Here is a 15,358-nt window from a genome sequence, read left to right as displayed (position 1 = left end):
GCCGGGCACCCGGGAGGCATTGGCGTTATCGGAATAGGTGCGGCCGACATAGCGCAGGCCTGCGCGGGCCTGAAGCCGCTTGGTGGCATCGTAGCGCAGCCACAGGTTGGCGGTCGTCTCGGGAATGTTCGGCGGGGTGTTGCCATTGTACGAAACGCCGCCCGCGTTGAACTCGTCGAACTTTGCGTCGAGCACGGTGCCGTTGGCCTCGATGCCGAAGCCTTGCGGGAGATCGAGCGTCAGCGACGCCTCCAGGCCCTTCGCCGATCGCTGGCCGACTTGAAGCGGCGTCGTGCTGGTGAGATTGTTCGGGTCGCGCACCAGGAGGTTCTTCTTCACGATCCGGTAGGCGGCGAAGGTGAAGCTGCCGCGCCCGTCGAGGAAGCTGGCCTTGACGCCCGCCTCCACCTGATCGCCGGTCGTGTTCTTGAACTGCGCCTGGCTGGGGGAGAAAGTGACCAGAGACCCGAGCGGGTCCACCGCCGTTGCATATTGGGCGTAGAGCGAAAGCGCCGGCACCGGCTGATAGACGGCCCCGACCCGCCATGTGGTATTGCTCAGCGTCTTGTCGAGCGCCTGTGTCTCGCTGCCGTTGGTGGCGATGGTGAAGCGCTTCACATTGGCGTGCTCGAAATTGATCCCGGCGACCAGCGATAGCTGGTCGGTGAACGCCAGCCGGTCTTCGGCAAAGAGCGAATATTGGCGCGTGCGGGTGCGATAAGCCGGCAGGACCGGCACGGTCGTATCAAACAGGCCGGGCGTGAAAACGAACGGATCGACCGGACTGTCGGGTATCGCCGCAGCGCCCGGATAGAAATCGTTGCTGTGCTTGAACTTGATGCGATTGATATCGAAGCCGATCACGAGGTCGTTTTTCATCCCGCCAATGGGACGACTGACGACCACGCTCGTCTGGTTGCCGATCTGCGTCTGGTCATGATCGATCCCCAGATAGTCGGTGCGGTCGATCTGCCCCGTCGTGCCATTCCAGAAATAGCTTTCGAGGTTCCGCCAGCGACGGTCGGTGGTCAGCCGATAGGTGGTGCTGGTAAGATCGATTCCTTCGGCGATGCCCCATTGCGCCTTTAGCGTCGTCCGGTTGTCCTTGTAATGGATCACCGCGTCCGAGACGTTGTAGTTCAGCCGCTTGTTGCGATCGTCCAGCTTGCCGTCGATCAGCGGCGTGCCGAAATAGCGCGTCGGCTTCTGGTCGCTATAGTCGTTCGAGAGGGTCAGCGCGAAATTCTCGGCAGGGGCAAAGCGTAGCGAGCCGGATATCGCCAATCCCTTCGAGCGGCCGCGCTCCACCCAGCCGTCCGACTGGGTGCGGCTGACATCAACGCGATAGGAGAGCGTGTCGCTTGCTGGCCCGCCAATCCCTGCGCCGATCCGCCAGCTATCCTGCGATCCATAGCCCGCTTCGGCATCGATAACGGTACGTTCGCTATTGGGCTTTCTGGAGATGACGTTCACCGCGCCGCCGATTGCGCCCTGTCCGTAAAGCACCGAGGCTGGGCCGCGCAGAACCTCGATCCGATCGACGGTCCACGGATCGGTCGGGAAGGTGACGGTGCCTGCGCCGGGATAGAGGCGAACGCCGTCATAGAGGATCATCACCGATCCCTGGCCGCTGAACCCACGCGCGGCGAGACCGGTCCCGCCATTGCCGGGATTGGCGACCGAACTGATGCCGGTGGCGCGGGTGACGGCATCGACGATCGTCAGGTCACCGCGCGCGCGGATTAGGTCGCCGGTCAGCACTTCGACGCTCGCTGGCGTCTCCAGCGCCGTGAGGTTGAGCCGGCTGCCGGTCGATTGCGGTTCGTCGAGTGCCGTGTTGCGCTGGCCAGTCACGAGGATGGCAGAAGTACCGTCATCCGCCTCTTCAGCATGAGCGATCGTGGCCATGGAGGAGGTCGACAATGCGAAGGCCAGAGCCAGGAAAGAGGTATAGGAAGGTGCGATAGTCATCAGAAAATAGCCCCGTCGGCGTCATTCGACGTCGGGCAGGGGCGTGCCGTTCACGAACGGTCAGTCCGCAAAGCGACCGGACGCCATGGGCGACCGCCTCACGAACCGATGCGGCCCCCGCCGCTCGTTCGTCGCTCAGACGGAGTTCACCGTGCCGCGGCCATCCCCTGGACCAAGGCAAGAGCGACCAGACGCTGGCAGGTCTCCTGGCTCGCGGGTCACAGCTTGATGCACGGCCTTCCCAGGCCTCGCAGGAGTTAGCGTCCGGCCCAGTGGCTGCTTCCCCGCATTTGGGAGAAGCGATATGCATCGCGCTCGCCGCTTACAGTTGCAGGGACAGCCCCGGATTTGGAGGGCGGGAGCCCTCCTCACCGCGTTCCCTTTTAAGCCTCTATCGAGGCACCGGCGCGATCATGCTCAGGACAGTCCTGAACGGCGCTCCCGATAACGGTCAGTTGGCCGTTCGGCAAGACAGTATCGAATGCTGGTCCTGAGCGCGGGGCCTAGCTGGCAATGTGGTCCCGATTTTTCTGATCCCGCTGCTCCGCAGCGACCGCCGGGCTCTCGGCGCCGCGGCAGCGTTGCGTGTTGATCGACAATAGCCGCGTCACCAGACAGGGTATCGGTCAGGGATGAAGATGGTCCTCGGCTGTGCAGGGCTCCGCTTCAGTCTGAATGGTAACATGGGCGATTGAAAACCGCCGCGCCAGCATCGTCTGGACAGCTGCGCGGACGGTCTCGCCGTCATCGGCCTGGTCCAGTTCGACATGAGCGGTCAAGCTGACGTCGTCGCTGGCCAGCGACCAGACGTGGAGGTCGTGAACGCCACTAACGCCGGGAACTTCTGCAATCGCCCCGCGAATCTCGCCCAATGCAAAATGCCCGGGCACGCCTTCAAGGAGGACATTGGTCGTGTCCCTGAGCAGAACCCATGTCCGCGGGAGCACCCACAGCCCGATACCGATCGCGACGATCGGGTCGACCAGCGTCCACCCCGTGAACTGGATGACGAGCGCGCCGGCAATGACGCCGATCGATCCTAGCATATCCGCCCAGACCTCGAGATAGGCGCCCTTGACGTTCAGGCTCCGCTCCTTGCCCGCCATCAGGAGGCGCATGGCGATCAGGTTGATGACCAGGCCGAGCCCCGCGATGATGAGCATGCCGGTCGAACCGACGGGTTCGGGTTGGCGAAACCGCTGTATCGCTTCGATGAGGACGTAGATGGCCACGCAGAACAGCATCATCGCGTTGAAAGCGGCAGCGAGGATCTCGAAGCGACGATAGCCGAACGTGCGCTTGTCGTCGGGCGCCTTCTGGCCGATGCGGATCGCCATGAGCGCAATAACCAGCGCCGCAACGTCAGTCAGCATATGCCCGGCATCGGAGAGGAGCGCGAGGCTATTGAATGCAAATGCGCCGATCACTTCCGCGACGAGAAATCCGCCCGTCAGAAGCAGGGCGATTGACAGCATCTTGGCATTGGCGCCCGCGCTATGGTCGTGGCTGTGTCCGGCTGCCGAATGATCATGCATGTTATTCTCCTGCCGGTTAGTGGAATTTAGTCGTCTGAATGCCTTCGTGCTGCATCGTAGGAGAGGCGGATCGCGTCGGGATGAGACTGGACCAGAGGAAGGGGTGCGCGGAAATGGCCTGTCCGTTGGAGAGGACGGAAATACATGATCTTTGACGAGGAGCTGAGGATCACACGCCCATCATTCAGCCCCTCTACGTCCACATGGCCCCTCAGTCTCGATGGGCGGGCGGACCGGATATCGCCCGTGACAATCAGCGTTTCGCCCTTTCGTACTGCCTTCAATGCCGAAAAGCTTACGCCCGAAGCTGGCAAAAGTTCGATCGGTACATCCGATCTCAGGATGGTTGAGGAAGCGCAGCCTGAGCTCGCCAGCGTGAGAATGACGAATAGCAGTCGTCGCATCATGACCTCCCTGGGTTTTGAGCGGTTTCATAGGGTGACACATCGGTTTCCGTGCGTCCGAAGCGCGCGTAGAGCGTCGGCAGCACGAACAGGGTCAGGAGCGTCGCCGAAACGAGGCCACCGATGACCACGGTTGCCAAGGGCTTCTGCACTTCGGCACCCGCGCCGGTCGCCAGCGCCATGGGGACAAAGCCCAGGGAGGCGACGAGCGCCGTCATGACCACCGGCCGCAGGCGCGCGAGGGCGCCTTCGAACGCCGCTCTGCCGCGATCCATGCCGCGCGCCATCAGATCCTGGATCGACGTCACCATGACCAGGCCGTTGAGCACCGCGATGCCCGACAGTGCGATAAAGCCGACCGCAGCTGAGATCGAGAAGGGCATGCCGCGCAGCAGAAGGGCAAGCACGCCACCGACCAGCGCCAGAGGCACGCCGGTGAAGACGATCGCCGCCTCGCGAACGCTGCCGAGCGCACCGTACAGCAGGAGTATGATCAGCGCGAAGCAGGCCGGGACGACCAGAAGAAGGCGCTCGCGCGCCGAGGCCAGATTCTCGAACTGGCCGCCCCATTCGAGATAGGTTCCGGCCGGAAGCCGCACGTCGGATGCGATCCTGGCCCGGGCGTCGGCAACAACGCCCGACACGTCTCGGCCGCGTACATTGGCCTGAACGACGATGCGGCGCTTGCCATTCTCCCGGCTGATCTGGTTGGGACCGTCGACGACCGCGAGGGTGGCGACGCTTGCCAGCGGCACGAAGGTGCCGCCTGGCGTGGGCACAGGCACCTGCCCCAGCGTCTCAAGATTGGTTCGCGCTTCGTCTCCCAGTCTGATCGTGACCGTAAAGCGCCGGTCGCCCTCGAAGATCATCCCGGCATCGCGGCCGCCGATTGCCGCGGACAGGGTGTCTTGAAGCACGCGCGCGCTGATGCCGAGCCGCGCCATGGCGTCGCGGTTCGGGCGAACGTCGAGCATCGGCAGGCCCTCGGTTTGTTCGACCCGCACGTCGGTTGCCCCCTCGATGGTTCGCAGGGTCGCGGCGATCCGGTCCGCCGTGCCGCTCATCTGGTCGAAGTCATCGCCGAAGACTTTGATTGCGATATCGCCGCGAACGCCGGCAATCAGCTCATTGAAGCGCATCTGGATTGGCTGCGTGATCTCATAGGCATTGCCAGGGAGCAGCGAGAGGCGCTTCTCTATCCGCTCGACCAGCTCGGCCTTGGCAAGATGAGGATCGGGCCACGCATCGCGCGGCTTCAGGATGACGAACGTGTCGGTCGCGTTGGGCGGCATGGGATCCGACGCCAGTTCGGCCGTGCCCGTCTTGGAAAAGACGAACTTCACTTCGGGTTCGCGCGCGATGGCATGTTCGACATCGAACTGCATCGCCTGGGCCTGTTCGACCGACGTGCCGGGAACGCGCACCGCCTGCACGAGGATGTCGCCTTCGTCGAGCTGCGGCAGGAATTCCTGTCCGAGCGCCATGAAGCCGGCGATCGCGATGACGAACGCGCCGAACCCGAAGCTGAGCGTCCGGCTCGGCCGACGCATCGCGGCTTCAAGGCCGGGCTGATAGCGCCGCTTGAGCCAGACCATGATGCGGCCTTCCTTTTCCTCGACCGGCTTCGACAGCCAGATCGCCAGCATGGCGGGCACGAAGGTGAGCGACAGGATGAAGGCGAAGGCGAGCGCGAGGATGACGGTCAGGGCCATCGGCGTGAACGTCTTGCCCTCAACCCCGCTCAGGGTGAGCAGCGGCACATAGACGAGGATGATGATCGCCTGGCCATAGACGGACGGACGGATCATCTCGCGCGCGGCCGCGCTCACGGCGGACAGGCGCTCCTCAAGATCGAGAGTTCTGCCCCTGTGATGCTGGCGCTCGGCGATCCGGCGCAGCGCATTTTCGACGATGATCACGGCGCCATCGACGATGAGACCGAAGTCGAGCGCGCCAAGGCTCATGAGGTTTGCCGAAACGCCGCCACGCAGCATGCCGAAGCTGGTGAGGAGCATCGTGATGGGGATGACGAGCGCGGCGATCAGCGCCGCGCGGAAATTGCCGAGCAGCGCGAACAGCACGACGACGACTAGCAGCGCGCCTTCGCTCAGATTCTTTGCGACGGTCGTGATGGTGGAATTGACCAGCGCCGTGCGGTCGAGGACCGGCTCGACGATGACGTCGGTCGGCAAGGAGGCGTTGATCTCCTCGAGTCGAGCGGCAACCGCCGAGGCCACCGTGCGGCTGTTTTCGCCGATCCGCATGACGGCGGTGCCCACGACGACCTCGCGGCCGTTTTCGGAGGCCGAGCCCATGCGCAAGGCCTGGCCGGTTTTGACGGTTGCCACCTGGTTCAGCAGGATCGGCACGCCTTCGCGCGTGGCGATGACGGTCCGGCCGAGATCGTTGGCATTGCGGATGCGGCCGTCCGATCGGACCGCAAGGCCCTCGCCGTTGCGGTTGATGACGCCGGCGCCCACCGCGCTGTTATTATCCTCAAGCGCGGTTGCGAGGTCAGTGAGGCTGAGATTCAGGGCCGCGAGCCGCTGGACGTCGGGCGCAACCTGATATTGCTTCACATGGCCGCCGATCGCATCGACGCCGGCAAGACCGGGGGTATTCTTCAGCAGCGGCGAGACGATCCAGTCCTGGACGGTGCGCAGGTAGGTGGCCTGATCGGCCTGGCCGACAAGCCGCTCGCCTTCAGGGGTGATGTAGCTTCCATCGGGCTGGATGCCGGGTTCGCCCGGCCGGTGCCGGTCTTCCTTGCGATGGGCAAGATGCACCGTCCACATGAAGACCTCGCCGAGCCCGGTCGCGATCGGTCCCATCTCGGGGGTGACGCCATCGGGAAGGCTTCCCTCGGCACTGCGGAGGCGTTCCGCGACCTGCGCGCGGGCGAAGAAGATGTCGGTCGAATCCGAGAAAACCGCCGTCACCTGGGCAAAGCCGTTGCGGCTCAGCGACCGGGTATATTCCAGGCCCGGAACCCCGGCGAGCGCTGTCTCGATCGGGAAGGCGACCTGCTTCTCGACCAATTCGGGCGAGAGCGCTGGTGCGCGGATGTTCACCTGGACCTGGTTATTGGTGATGTCGGGAACGGCGTCGATGGGCAAGCGGCTGAGCGCCCAGCCTCCGATCGTTGCCGCGATGAGGGTCATGAGCAGCACGAACCAGCGCCGCTCGACCGAAAAGGTGACGATACGCTCGATCATGGCTTAGTCCTCATGGCTCGCCTCGCCCTTTCCGAGCTCGGCCTTGAGGGTGAAGCTGTTGGTGACCGCGATCTGCTCGCGCCCGGTGAGGCCCGAGAGGATCGTCACGGCCTCGCCGCTGGGTTGGCCCAATGTGACCGGCGTGGCCTTGAAGCCCTGCGCGACGCGCACGAAGACCGTGGGCCGGCCTTCCACCGTCTGGACAGCCTCTCCGGGCACGAGAATGCCGCCGGTGCCGCCCGCCACGCTGATGGCGGCGGTGACCGGCTCGCCAACGCGCCACTGGCTCGCGCGATTGTCGATGATGGCGACCACGGGCACGAGGCGCGTGGTTTCATCAAGGACAGGCGAAACGAAGCTCACCCGGGCGGACGTCTTCCGGCCCGGCGCGCTAATAGTCACGGCCGATCCGGGCGTGACGCGACCAGCATCTGCCGGTGAGAGCGAAAGGCGGACCGAAAGCTGGGAGAGGTTGGCGACGCGGAACAGTTCGGCATCGGCTGCGACGGTCTGGCCGAGGGTCACGCTGCGGGCAATCACCTGCCCGCTCAGCGGTGCGGCAATGGCAAGGCGGTTGAGCCCGCCGCCCCCGCCCCCGGCCGCCGAGACCTGCTGCTGGGCGAGACGCAAGGCAATACTCGCCTCGGTCGCGGCTGTCCGAGCCGCGATGAGATCCTGCTCGGGCGACACGCGTTCAGCGAACAGGCGTTGTTCGCGGCGAAGATTGGATTGGGCGAGTGCGAGGCGTGCCCGGGCCGCCTCGACTTCGGCCTTGAGCGTTGCCGCCTCGCGGCTCTCGATCACGGCGAGCGTCTCGCCCCTTCCCACCGACTGTCCGAGATTGCGGGTGAGCGAAACCACACGCCCGCCGATCGCGGCGGAAACCACCTGCGTGCCCTGCGGGTCGCCCTCGATCGTCGCGGGGAGGGTGATGGCGCCCGCGCCGCCGGTGTCTGGCCGGGCCACTTCGATCCGCGCTGCCGCGATCTGTTGCGGGGTCAGGCGGATAAGCCGCTCTTCTCCCGCATGGGCTTCGTCCTTGGCATGGCCCTGCTCGGCCGGATCGCCGCCGCAGGCGGTCAGAAGGAGCCCGAGGGCAGCGGGCGCTATGGCCCGCATGACGAATTTCATGGCTTGTCTCCCTGTTGCGGCGCGCGAACGGTCAATCGCTCCAGCTGCGCCTGGGCATTGTGGTAAGCGAGAAGGGCGTCGATCGCGTTCGATCGGGTTTCGGCCAGCGTCCGTTCGGCATCGAGCAGGTCGAGCTGGCTGAACTTGCCTTCGCGGTAGCCGATCCGCGCGATCCGGGCCGCCTCCTCGGCCGCCGCGAGGGCGGGACCGGTCGCGGTGGCTGCGCTGGTGGCAGCATTGGCGAGTTCGGCTTGCGCCTCGGCCATGGCCTGGGCGACATCGAGCGCAGTGACGCGCTTGCGCGCCTCTGCCTGCAGGCGTTCGGCATGGGCCTGATCGAGGGCGGCTTTGCCGCCGTTGAAGAAGGGCAGAGGAATCGAAAGGCTGAACACGGCGGCGGTGTCGTTGGTCGCTTCAAGGCGGCGGGCGCCTGCGCTGACGGTCAGGTCGGGAACGCGCTGTGCGTCAGCAAGGCGTACCTGGGCGGTGGCCGTGACAAGATCGGCCTCGGCCGCAGCGAGCGCGAGCGTGCCCGCCGGATCTTGTGGGAACAGCGGACCGTAGCGGTTCTCGATCCGATCGAACCAGCTCTGGTCGAACGGACCGGTCACGGGTTGATTGATGCGCTGGCCGAGCGTGAAACGGGCAACCTCGGCCGAGCGCTCGGCGCGTTCCAGGGCGGCCGCTGCGTTGATTCTCGCCACGTCCGCCCGTTGTTGCTCGATGGGCGATGCGCGGCCTGCCCGGACCCGAACGTCGGCGGCCCGAAACGCCTCATTGGCAATGCGGAGCTGATCGCGCGCGTTGCCAAGCCGGCGATCGGCGGCAGCGGCTTCCCCATAGGCTTTCGTCACCGCGAACCGCAGATCGGTCTGGACGATCGCCTGTTCCAGAGCAGCGCGGTCGAGTTTCGCGCTGGCCACCGCCATTCGGGCGGATCGCTTGCCTCCGAGCTCGAGTGGCAGGGCGAGTGAGGACGTTGCTTCCATGCTCTGCGTCCCGGCGTAGATGCCGGTTCCGACGACATTTTCAGCTTCGACCGTCACGCTGGGATTGGGGCGCAAAGCGGCAACGGCGCGTCCGGCCTGCGCAGCGCGCACTCCGGCCGCCGCCGCGTCGAGCGACGGCGCGCTCGCGCCGGCGAGATCGAGCGCGCGATTCAATGTCAAAGGCGCCTGCGCCTCTGGTGGCGCTGCACTCTGCGCCTGCGCCATGCCAGCGCACGACGCCGCCGCGAGCAGCGCCGCTAGCAAACGATTCATGAGAAAACTCCTGATCCAAAGACAGCGGTTCGCGGCCTGCGAACCGAGCGTCAGAGGTCAGGCGATCGGAGGTCTCAGCTCGGCATGAACGGGTGTGGCCTCGCGCACGGGCGACGCCCATCCGAACCGAATGCGCTGTCCGGCAAAAGCGTTAGCGAGTTCGGCATCCTGAAGAGCTGCCGCGACATGATGACCATGACAGCCGCCGTGATGATGCGGATAGGCCTTGTCGCTATCGGCGGGAACCTGGTCCGCATCGCCTTCGCTGTGACCGGCCGCAGCCGATTGGTTGGCATCGATGCAACCGACTGGCTCCATGGCATGAGCAACCGATGCCGACACGAAGGACAGCATAAGGGCGAAACACGCGAAAAGGGAGAGCAGCCGGATCATCAACTTGCTGGAAGTCCCTATTTCATCGCGCGCCGAAAGGAAAGCGGTGCAGTCATGGAGTGAGCAGAGCGCATTTCTGTGGACGACTGGCGGATTATTTGCGCGCCGCCCCAAAGTCCAAGCGCTGCCATGATGCCCGCTACGATAATGTCGGGCAGGGCCGATCCGGTCCCAAAGACACCCAGCGCAGCCAGCAGCACCGCGACGTTGCCGATCGCATCATTGCGTGAGCAGATCCACACCGAGCGCATGTTCGCGTCACCCGTCCGGAAGCGATAGAGCATGAGGGCCACCCCGCCATTGGCGACCAGCGCCGCAAAGCCGACAATGCCCATCACCTCGGCTTGCGGATGGGTGCCGTGCGAGAACGCCCAGAGCGCGCTCAGCAGCACATAAAGGCCGAAGCTGAAGATCGTCGCACCCTTCACCATCGCGGTGCGCGCACGCCAAGCAAGAGCGAGGCCTGCGACGCCCAGGCTGATCGCATAGTTGGCGGCATCGCCGAGAAAATCGAGCGCGTCCGCCTGCAGGGCTTTCGAGCCGCCGAGGAGGCCGGCGGTCAGTTCCGCACCGAACATCAGCACGTTCACCGCCAGCGCGATCCACAAGGCGCGGCGCCACGCGGGGCTGTTGGTATGGTCGGCTTTATCGGCCGCGCAGCTGGAACAGGCCATGAGGGCGAAGCTTTCTTTTCTGCGAGTCGATCTCCTATATGCACCCTGTAGCAAGTACAGGGTCAAGAGGCAGGCAGATGATCACGCGAGGCAAGCTGGCCAAGGCGACGGGCATCAAGATCGAGACCATCCGCTTCTATGAAAAGATCGGACTTCTGGCGCCGCCCGAGCGCACGGCGGGCAACTACCGCGCCTATGGCCAGGATGATGTTGACCGGCTCAGCTTTGTGCGCCGCGCGCGGGATCTTGGCTTTTCGCTGGACCAGGTCCGCACGCTGCTTGATCTTGCCGATGATCGCAGCCGGTCATGCTGCGCTGTCGATGAGATTGCGCGCGCACAGCTCAAGGCGGTCGAAGAGAAGATCGCTGACCTGCTGGCGCTGAAGCGGGAGTTGGGGAGCCTGATCGAGCAGTGCGACCAGGGTACGATCGCGGACTGCCGGATCATCGGCGCGCTCGCGCCCGCCGAGGTTTGAGGGGGCACGGGCTCAAGCGGCCCGTGCCCCGGTCAACTCATTTCTTGCTGATCGCGGTGACTTCGCCGCCGCTGCCTTCCAGCTTCAGGTCGAAATGGACCTCGTCTCCGACCTTCACGCTGTCGATGAGCGCGGGCGCGGCCTTGAAGGCCATCGCCATCTTGTCCATGTCGCCGCTCATCGCTCGCGGCGGCGTTCGTTGCGGTATTGGTCTGTGCGGCTAATCGCAATCTTGCAGCTGAGCAGGGTGCCGCAGGACGGCTGTGTCGAAAATCGCCGACTGATGGAATGCTACCGCGGATGTGATTGCGACTGAATATATGCTGCAAGCTGCCCTCATTTTGGGTTCATGCGACGGACGATATTCTTGTTCTGCCGAAGAAAGATGAGGGTCTGTCATGCGTAAGTGGACGATTGTTTTATTAGGAAGCATAGCGGTTGCAGGGTTTGCCGTACCGGTGGCGGCTCACGACCAATATGATCGCCATGCCAGCGAACATGATCGGCTCGAAGATCGGCATGACAATGTGCATGACAGGCTGGAGGACGAGCATGCCTACGCCCATGAGGAAGGTCTGAGTCGGCGCGAGCATCGGCAATTGCATCGTGAACTGGATTATCAGCATGATCGCGCCGACTATCGAATTGAGCGTCAGCATCGCCAAGAACATCGCCGAGATGCGTGGCGCTCGCGCTATTATGACAATTGGGGCTATTAAGAGCCACCAAGGGCGTGCTCGACTGACTTAATCAGCAAGTCGGATCGAGTGTCAGCGTTCGAGGTTTTCAAGAATAGGGCATTCGGGCCGCTGATCGCCATGACAGTCAGCGGCAAGCGCAAGTAGCGTCTCGCGCATGCGTTCCAGAACCGCTGCCTTGCGGCCCAGCTCCAGTGCGCGCGCTTCGGCTAGTGCCTTCACTTCGGCACTGGCCCGGTGGCGGTCTGACCAAAGGCTGAGCAGCGTCCGAATTTCCTCAATCGGAAATCCCAGGTCGCGTGCGTTGGCGATGAAGCGCAAACGATGGATGTCCGCGTCGGAATAGTCCCGAAACCCGCCCGAGCGCCTTGCCGGCGCGGGTATCAATGCAATCTGCTCATAGTGGCGTATCATTCGCTGTGAAACGCCGCTGACCTTTGATGCCGCGCCGATGTTCATATTGTCGTTCGGTTCAAGCGGAGCGCATTGGTGACGACGCTGACTGAGGAAAGCGCCATGGCCGCAGCGGCAATGATCGGCGACAGGAGAATGCCGAAAATCGGATAGAGAGCGCCAGCGGCGATGGGGACGCCTGCCGCGTTGTAGATGAAGGCGAAGAACAGATTCTGCCGAATGTTTGACATCGTGGCCTCGCTGAGGCGCCGCGCCCGCACGATCCCGTTCAAGTCCCCTTTGAGCAGCGTGACGCCGGCGCTTTCGATCGCCACGTCGGTTCCCGAACCCATCGCAATGCCGACATCGGCGGCGGCCAGCGCCGGCGCGTCGTTAACGCCGTCGCCGGCCATGGCGACGATACGGCCTTCACCCTTCAACCGTCCGACCACGGCGCTCTTTTGGTCGGGGAGTACTTCGGCCTCGACCTCTTCGATCCCCAGGCTTCTCGCAACCGCGCTTGCGGTCGTGTGGTTGTCGCCGGTCAGCATCACCACTCGGATGCCTTCCTCACGGAGCGCGGCGATCGCGGTGCTGGTAGTGTCCTTGATCGGGTCGGCGATTGCGAGAACGCCTGCCAGTTGGTCATCGACGCTGACGAAAATAGCCGTTGCACCATCCTTGCGCAGCGCATCCGCACGGTCCGCGAGCGGGCCCGTCTCGATGCCGCTTTCGGCGAGAAATCGACCATTGCCCAATCGGATCTGTTTGCCTTCGACGGTGCCCACGGCGCCCTTGCCCGTGGGAGAGTCGAAATCCGTGACCTCGGGAATGACGATGTTTCGGGCATTGGCGGCCGCGACGACAGCGAGCGCCAGCGGGTGCTCGGACGCTCGTTCGACCCCGGACGCAAGCCGAAGCACATCCTCTTCCTCAAAACCCGATGCGGCCAAGATCGCCGTGACGCTCGGCTTGCCCTCCGTCAGCGTCCCGGTCTTGTCGACGATCAGCGTGTCGATCTTCTCCATCCGTTCGAGAGCCTCGGCATTCTTGATGAGAACACCCAGCCCAGCGCCCCGGCCGATCCCGACCATGATCGACATGGGGGTCGCCAGTCCAAGCGCGCATGGGCAGGCGATGATGAGGACCGCGACGGCCGCGATGAGGCCGTGCGCGAGACGCGGGTCGGGGCCGAGAACGGCCCAGGCGATGAAGGCCAGCACGGCGACAAGCAGCACCGCCGGCACAAACCAGCCCGCGACCTGATCGGCAAGACGCTGGATGGGCGCGCGCGATCGTTGGGCCTCGGCAACCATCTGCACGATCCGCGCAAGCATCGTATCGCGCCCGACCTTTTCGGCACGGATCACCAGGGCGCCGCTCTGGTTGAGCGTGCCGCCAATGACAGTGGCGCCGATCGTCTTGGAAACCGGCATGGATTCGCCCGTTACCATCGACTCATCGAGCGACGAACGGCCTTCCTCGACGGTGCCGTCGACCGGCACTTTTTCACCAGGCCGCACGCGGAGCCGATCTCCTACCGCCACCAGATCGAGCGATATTTCCTCGTCGTTGCCATTGGCATCGATGCGACGCGCGGTTTTCGGCGCAAGGTTGAGCAGCGCCTTTATAGCGCCCGATGTCCGCTCGCGCGCGCGCAGCTCCAGTACCTGTCCCAGCAGAACCAGCACAGTGATGACCGCGGCCGCTTCGAAATAGACCGCGACCGACCCATCGGCGGCGCGGAATGCGGCGGGGAATATGCCCGGAACAAGGGTCGCCACGACGCTATAGGCCCAGGCTACGCCCGTGCCCATCGCGATCAGCGTGAACATGTTGAGTTTGCGTGTGCGAACCGAAATCCATCCACGCTCGAAGAAGGGAAATCCTGCCCACAGCACAACCGGGGTTGCCAGCGCCAACTGCGCCCAGCCCGAGACGACGGGCGATAGCATATGGTGAAGTGCGGGGATGAGGTGGCCGCCCATTTCAAGCACGATCACCGGCAAGGTCAACGCAAGGCCGATCCAGAAACGACGGGTCATATCGATCAGTTCGGCGCTCGGCCCCGTATCCGCGCTCACCAATTCGGGTTCAAGCGCCATGCCGCATATGGGGCAGGCGCCAGGATGATCCTGCCGCACCTCCGGGTGCATGGGACAGGTCCAGATGGTGCCCTCGGGTACTGCTTCCTGTTCAGCCGGGCGATCGCTCAGATAGCGTTCGGGATCGGCGATAAATTTGGATCGGCAAGTCGCGCTGCAGAAATGATAGTCATGGCCGGCATGGCTGGCGTGATGGGAGGTCGCCGCCGGATCGACCGTCATTCCGCAAACCGGATCGATTGCCGTCGCGGCACCCTTTTCCTTACCGCCAGCACAGCAGCTATGACCGTGTTCCGCATGTGCGTCGTGGTGGCTGTTCGTCATATCCGTTCCTCCAACGCCATTTGAGATAGAGTCTGACATCATGTCAGGGTCAACCATTAATTTCCCTATTGGAATCCGAGACGCGGACGGCGGCCCGCTCAGTGCCTGCGCGCGGTGAGAATCGCGATCGTGCCGGTTGCCGTGTGGATGCGGTCACGCTCGCTCACGGCGGCAAAACCCGCCTCGGCGATCAAGCGGGGAAGCACGCCATCGGCATTGGGCTGCGTGTCCTCGATCCCGTCGAGCCGCTGAACGGTCACGCGGAACAGGAGCCGCATCAGCCCCGACTGGCGGCCATAATCGGCAAGCACGAGGCGACCGCCGGGCTTCAGCGCCCGGTACATTGCCGCCAGGCTGCTCCGCTTGACAGCCAGCGGAACCTGATGGAATACGAGGCTGGACGTGACCGCCTCGGCACTGGCCGGGGCAACCGTGTCGGCAAAGCCCTGGCGCCAGTCGATCGCAAGCCCCGCGCGGCCTGCTTTCCCGCGGGCGAGACGCAGTGCCTCCTCGTCGGGATCGACGGCGATCATCGAAACCCCCGGATGCAGTTGCTTGAGCATGATCGCGAAGCTGCCGGTCCCGCATCCGATATCGGCGATCGTTTCGCCGGGCTGCGGCGCGACAAGCCACAGCATCGCGTGACGCCAACGCAGCTCGCGCGTCCATCGTCGGATTGCGCGGTCATAGTCTGCGGTATCGCCCGTTCCGAGCGGCGGCGTGAAGCTTTGCGGGCGTAGTGCTCGCTCGTCTGTCTCGAGTGCGGACGGCATTGGC

General features: G+C 64.3%; 13 protein-coding genes and 1 riboswitch. Of the genes, 2 read left to right on the top strand and 11 right to left on the bottom strand.

Annotated features, from left to right (window positions below; all coding sequences use genetic code 11):
• The 7 genes from J3E64_RS18325 to J3E64_RS18295 form a co-directional block, all read right to left on the bottom strand.
• Positions 1-1,971: TonB-dependent siderophore receptor (locus tag J3E64_RS18325; protein ID WP_253344484.1), on the bottom strand; the 1,971-nt coding region annotated here is incomplete at its 3' end.
• 178 nt (positions 1,972-2,149) lie between these two features.
• Positions 2,150-2,393, bottom strand: a riboswitch (cobalamin riboswitch).
• A gap of 204 nt (positions 2,394-2,597) precedes the next feature.
• The gene (locus J3E64_RS18320) at positions 2,598-3,506 is read right to left on the bottom strand and encodes a cation diffusion facilitator family transporter (RefSeq protein ID WP_301287358.1); all 909 of its coding nucleotides are present in this window, start codon (positions 3,504-3,506) and stop codon (positions 2,598-2,600) included.
• A gap of 403 nt (positions 3,507-3,909) precedes the next feature.
• The gene (locus tag J3E64_RS18315) at positions 3,910-7,125 is read right to left on the bottom strand and encodes an efflux RND transporter permease subunit (RefSeq protein WP_253344483.1); all 3,216 of its coding nucleotides are present in this window, start codon (positions 7,123-7,125) and stop codon (positions 3,910-3,912) included.
• A 3-nt stretch (positions 7,126-7,128) separates the two neighbouring features.
• Entirely contained in the window at positions 7,129-8,256 is a 1,128-nt protein-coding gene (locus J3E64_RS18310) for an efflux RND transporter periplasmic adaptor subunit (RefSeq protein WP_253344482.1), read from the bottom strand.
• Positions 8,253-9,518 (bottom strand): TolC family protein, encoded by a 1,266-nt coding sequence (locus J3E64_RS18305; protein ID WP_253344481.1) that lies wholly within the window; start codon positions 9,516-9,518, stop codon positions 8,253-8,255. Before J3E64_RS18305 ends, J3E64_RS18310 begins: the two co-directional genes overlap by 4 nt.
• Before the next feature lie 57 nt (positions 9,519-9,575).
• Positions 9,576-9,911 carry a hypothetical protein gene (locus tag J3E64_RS18300; RefSeq protein ID WP_253344480.1) on the bottom strand — a complete coding sequence of 112 codons (336 nt, stop codon included), beginning with the start codon at positions 9,909-9,911 and terminating at the stop codon, positions 9,576-9,578.
• Between the two features lie 17 nt (positions 9,912-9,928).
• Complete coding sequence (locus J3E64_RS18295) at positions 9,929-10,585, bottom strand: cation transporter (protein ID WP_253344490.1); 657 nt, start codon at positions 10,583-10,585, stop codon at positions 9,929-9,931.
• A gap of 77 nt (positions 10,586-10,662) precedes the next feature.
• Between J3E64_RS18295 and J3E64_RS18290 the strand changes: the two genes are divergently transcribed.
• Positions 10,663-11,061, top strand: coding sequence for a helix-turn-helix domain-containing protein (locus tag J3E64_RS18290; RefSeq protein WP_253344479.1), 399 nt, complete (start codon positions 10,663-10,665; stop codon positions 11,059-11,061).
• 37 nt (positions 11,062-11,098) lie between these two features.
• On the opposite strand, the gene J3E64_RS18285 is transcribed toward J3E64_RS18290, so the two are convergent.
• Positions 11,099-11,230, bottom strand: coding sequence for a copper-binding protein (locus J3E64_RS18285; protein ID WP_253344478.1), 132 nt, complete (start codon positions 11,228-11,230; stop codon positions 11,099-11,101).
• A gap of 229 nt (positions 11,231-11,459) precedes the next feature.
• Here J3E64_RS18285 and J3E64_RS18280 point away from each other — a divergent pair, with 229 nt between their 5' ends.
• Entirely contained in the window at positions 11,460-11,780 is a 321-nt protein-coding gene (locus J3E64_RS18280) for a hypothetical protein (protein ID WP_253344477.1), read from the top strand.
• 51 nt (positions 11,781-11,831) lie between these two features.
• Here the strand turns inward: J3E64_RS18280 and cueR are convergent, their stop codons facing one another.
• The 3 genes from cueR to J3E64_RS18265 are packed head-to-tail and all read right to left on the bottom strand — an operon-like array spanning position 11,832 to position 15,354.
• Entirely contained in the window at positions 11,832-12,218 is a 387-nt protein-coding gene (cueR, locus tag J3E64_RS18275) for a Cu(I)-responsive transcriptional regulator (protein ID WP_253344476.1), read from the bottom strand.
• Positions 12,215-14,638: a heavy metal translocating P-type ATPase gene (locus tag J3E64_RS18270; RefSeq protein ID WP_253344475.1), complete on the bottom strand. Its 2,424-nt coding sequence runs from the start codon at positions 14,636-14,638 to the stop codon at positions 12,215-12,217. The genes cueR and J3E64_RS18270 overlap by 4 nt, the downstream gene beginning before the upstream one ends.
• 41 nt (positions 14,639-14,679) lie before the next feature.
• Complete coding sequence (locus tag J3E64_RS18265) at positions 14,680-15,354, bottom strand: class I SAM-dependent methyltransferase (RefSeq protein ID WP_253344474.1); 675 nt, start codon at positions 15,352-15,354, stop codon at positions 14,680-14,682.
• Positions 15,355-15,358 lie beyond the last annotated feature (4 nt).

The sequence above is a fragment of the Sphingobium sp. OAS761 genome (genome assembly GCF_024168485.1).
GTDB lineage: Bacteria > Pseudomonadota > Alphaproteobacteria > Sphingomonadales > Sphingomonadaceae > Sphingobium.
This window is presented reverse-complemented; position numbering and strand designations above follow the sequence as displayed.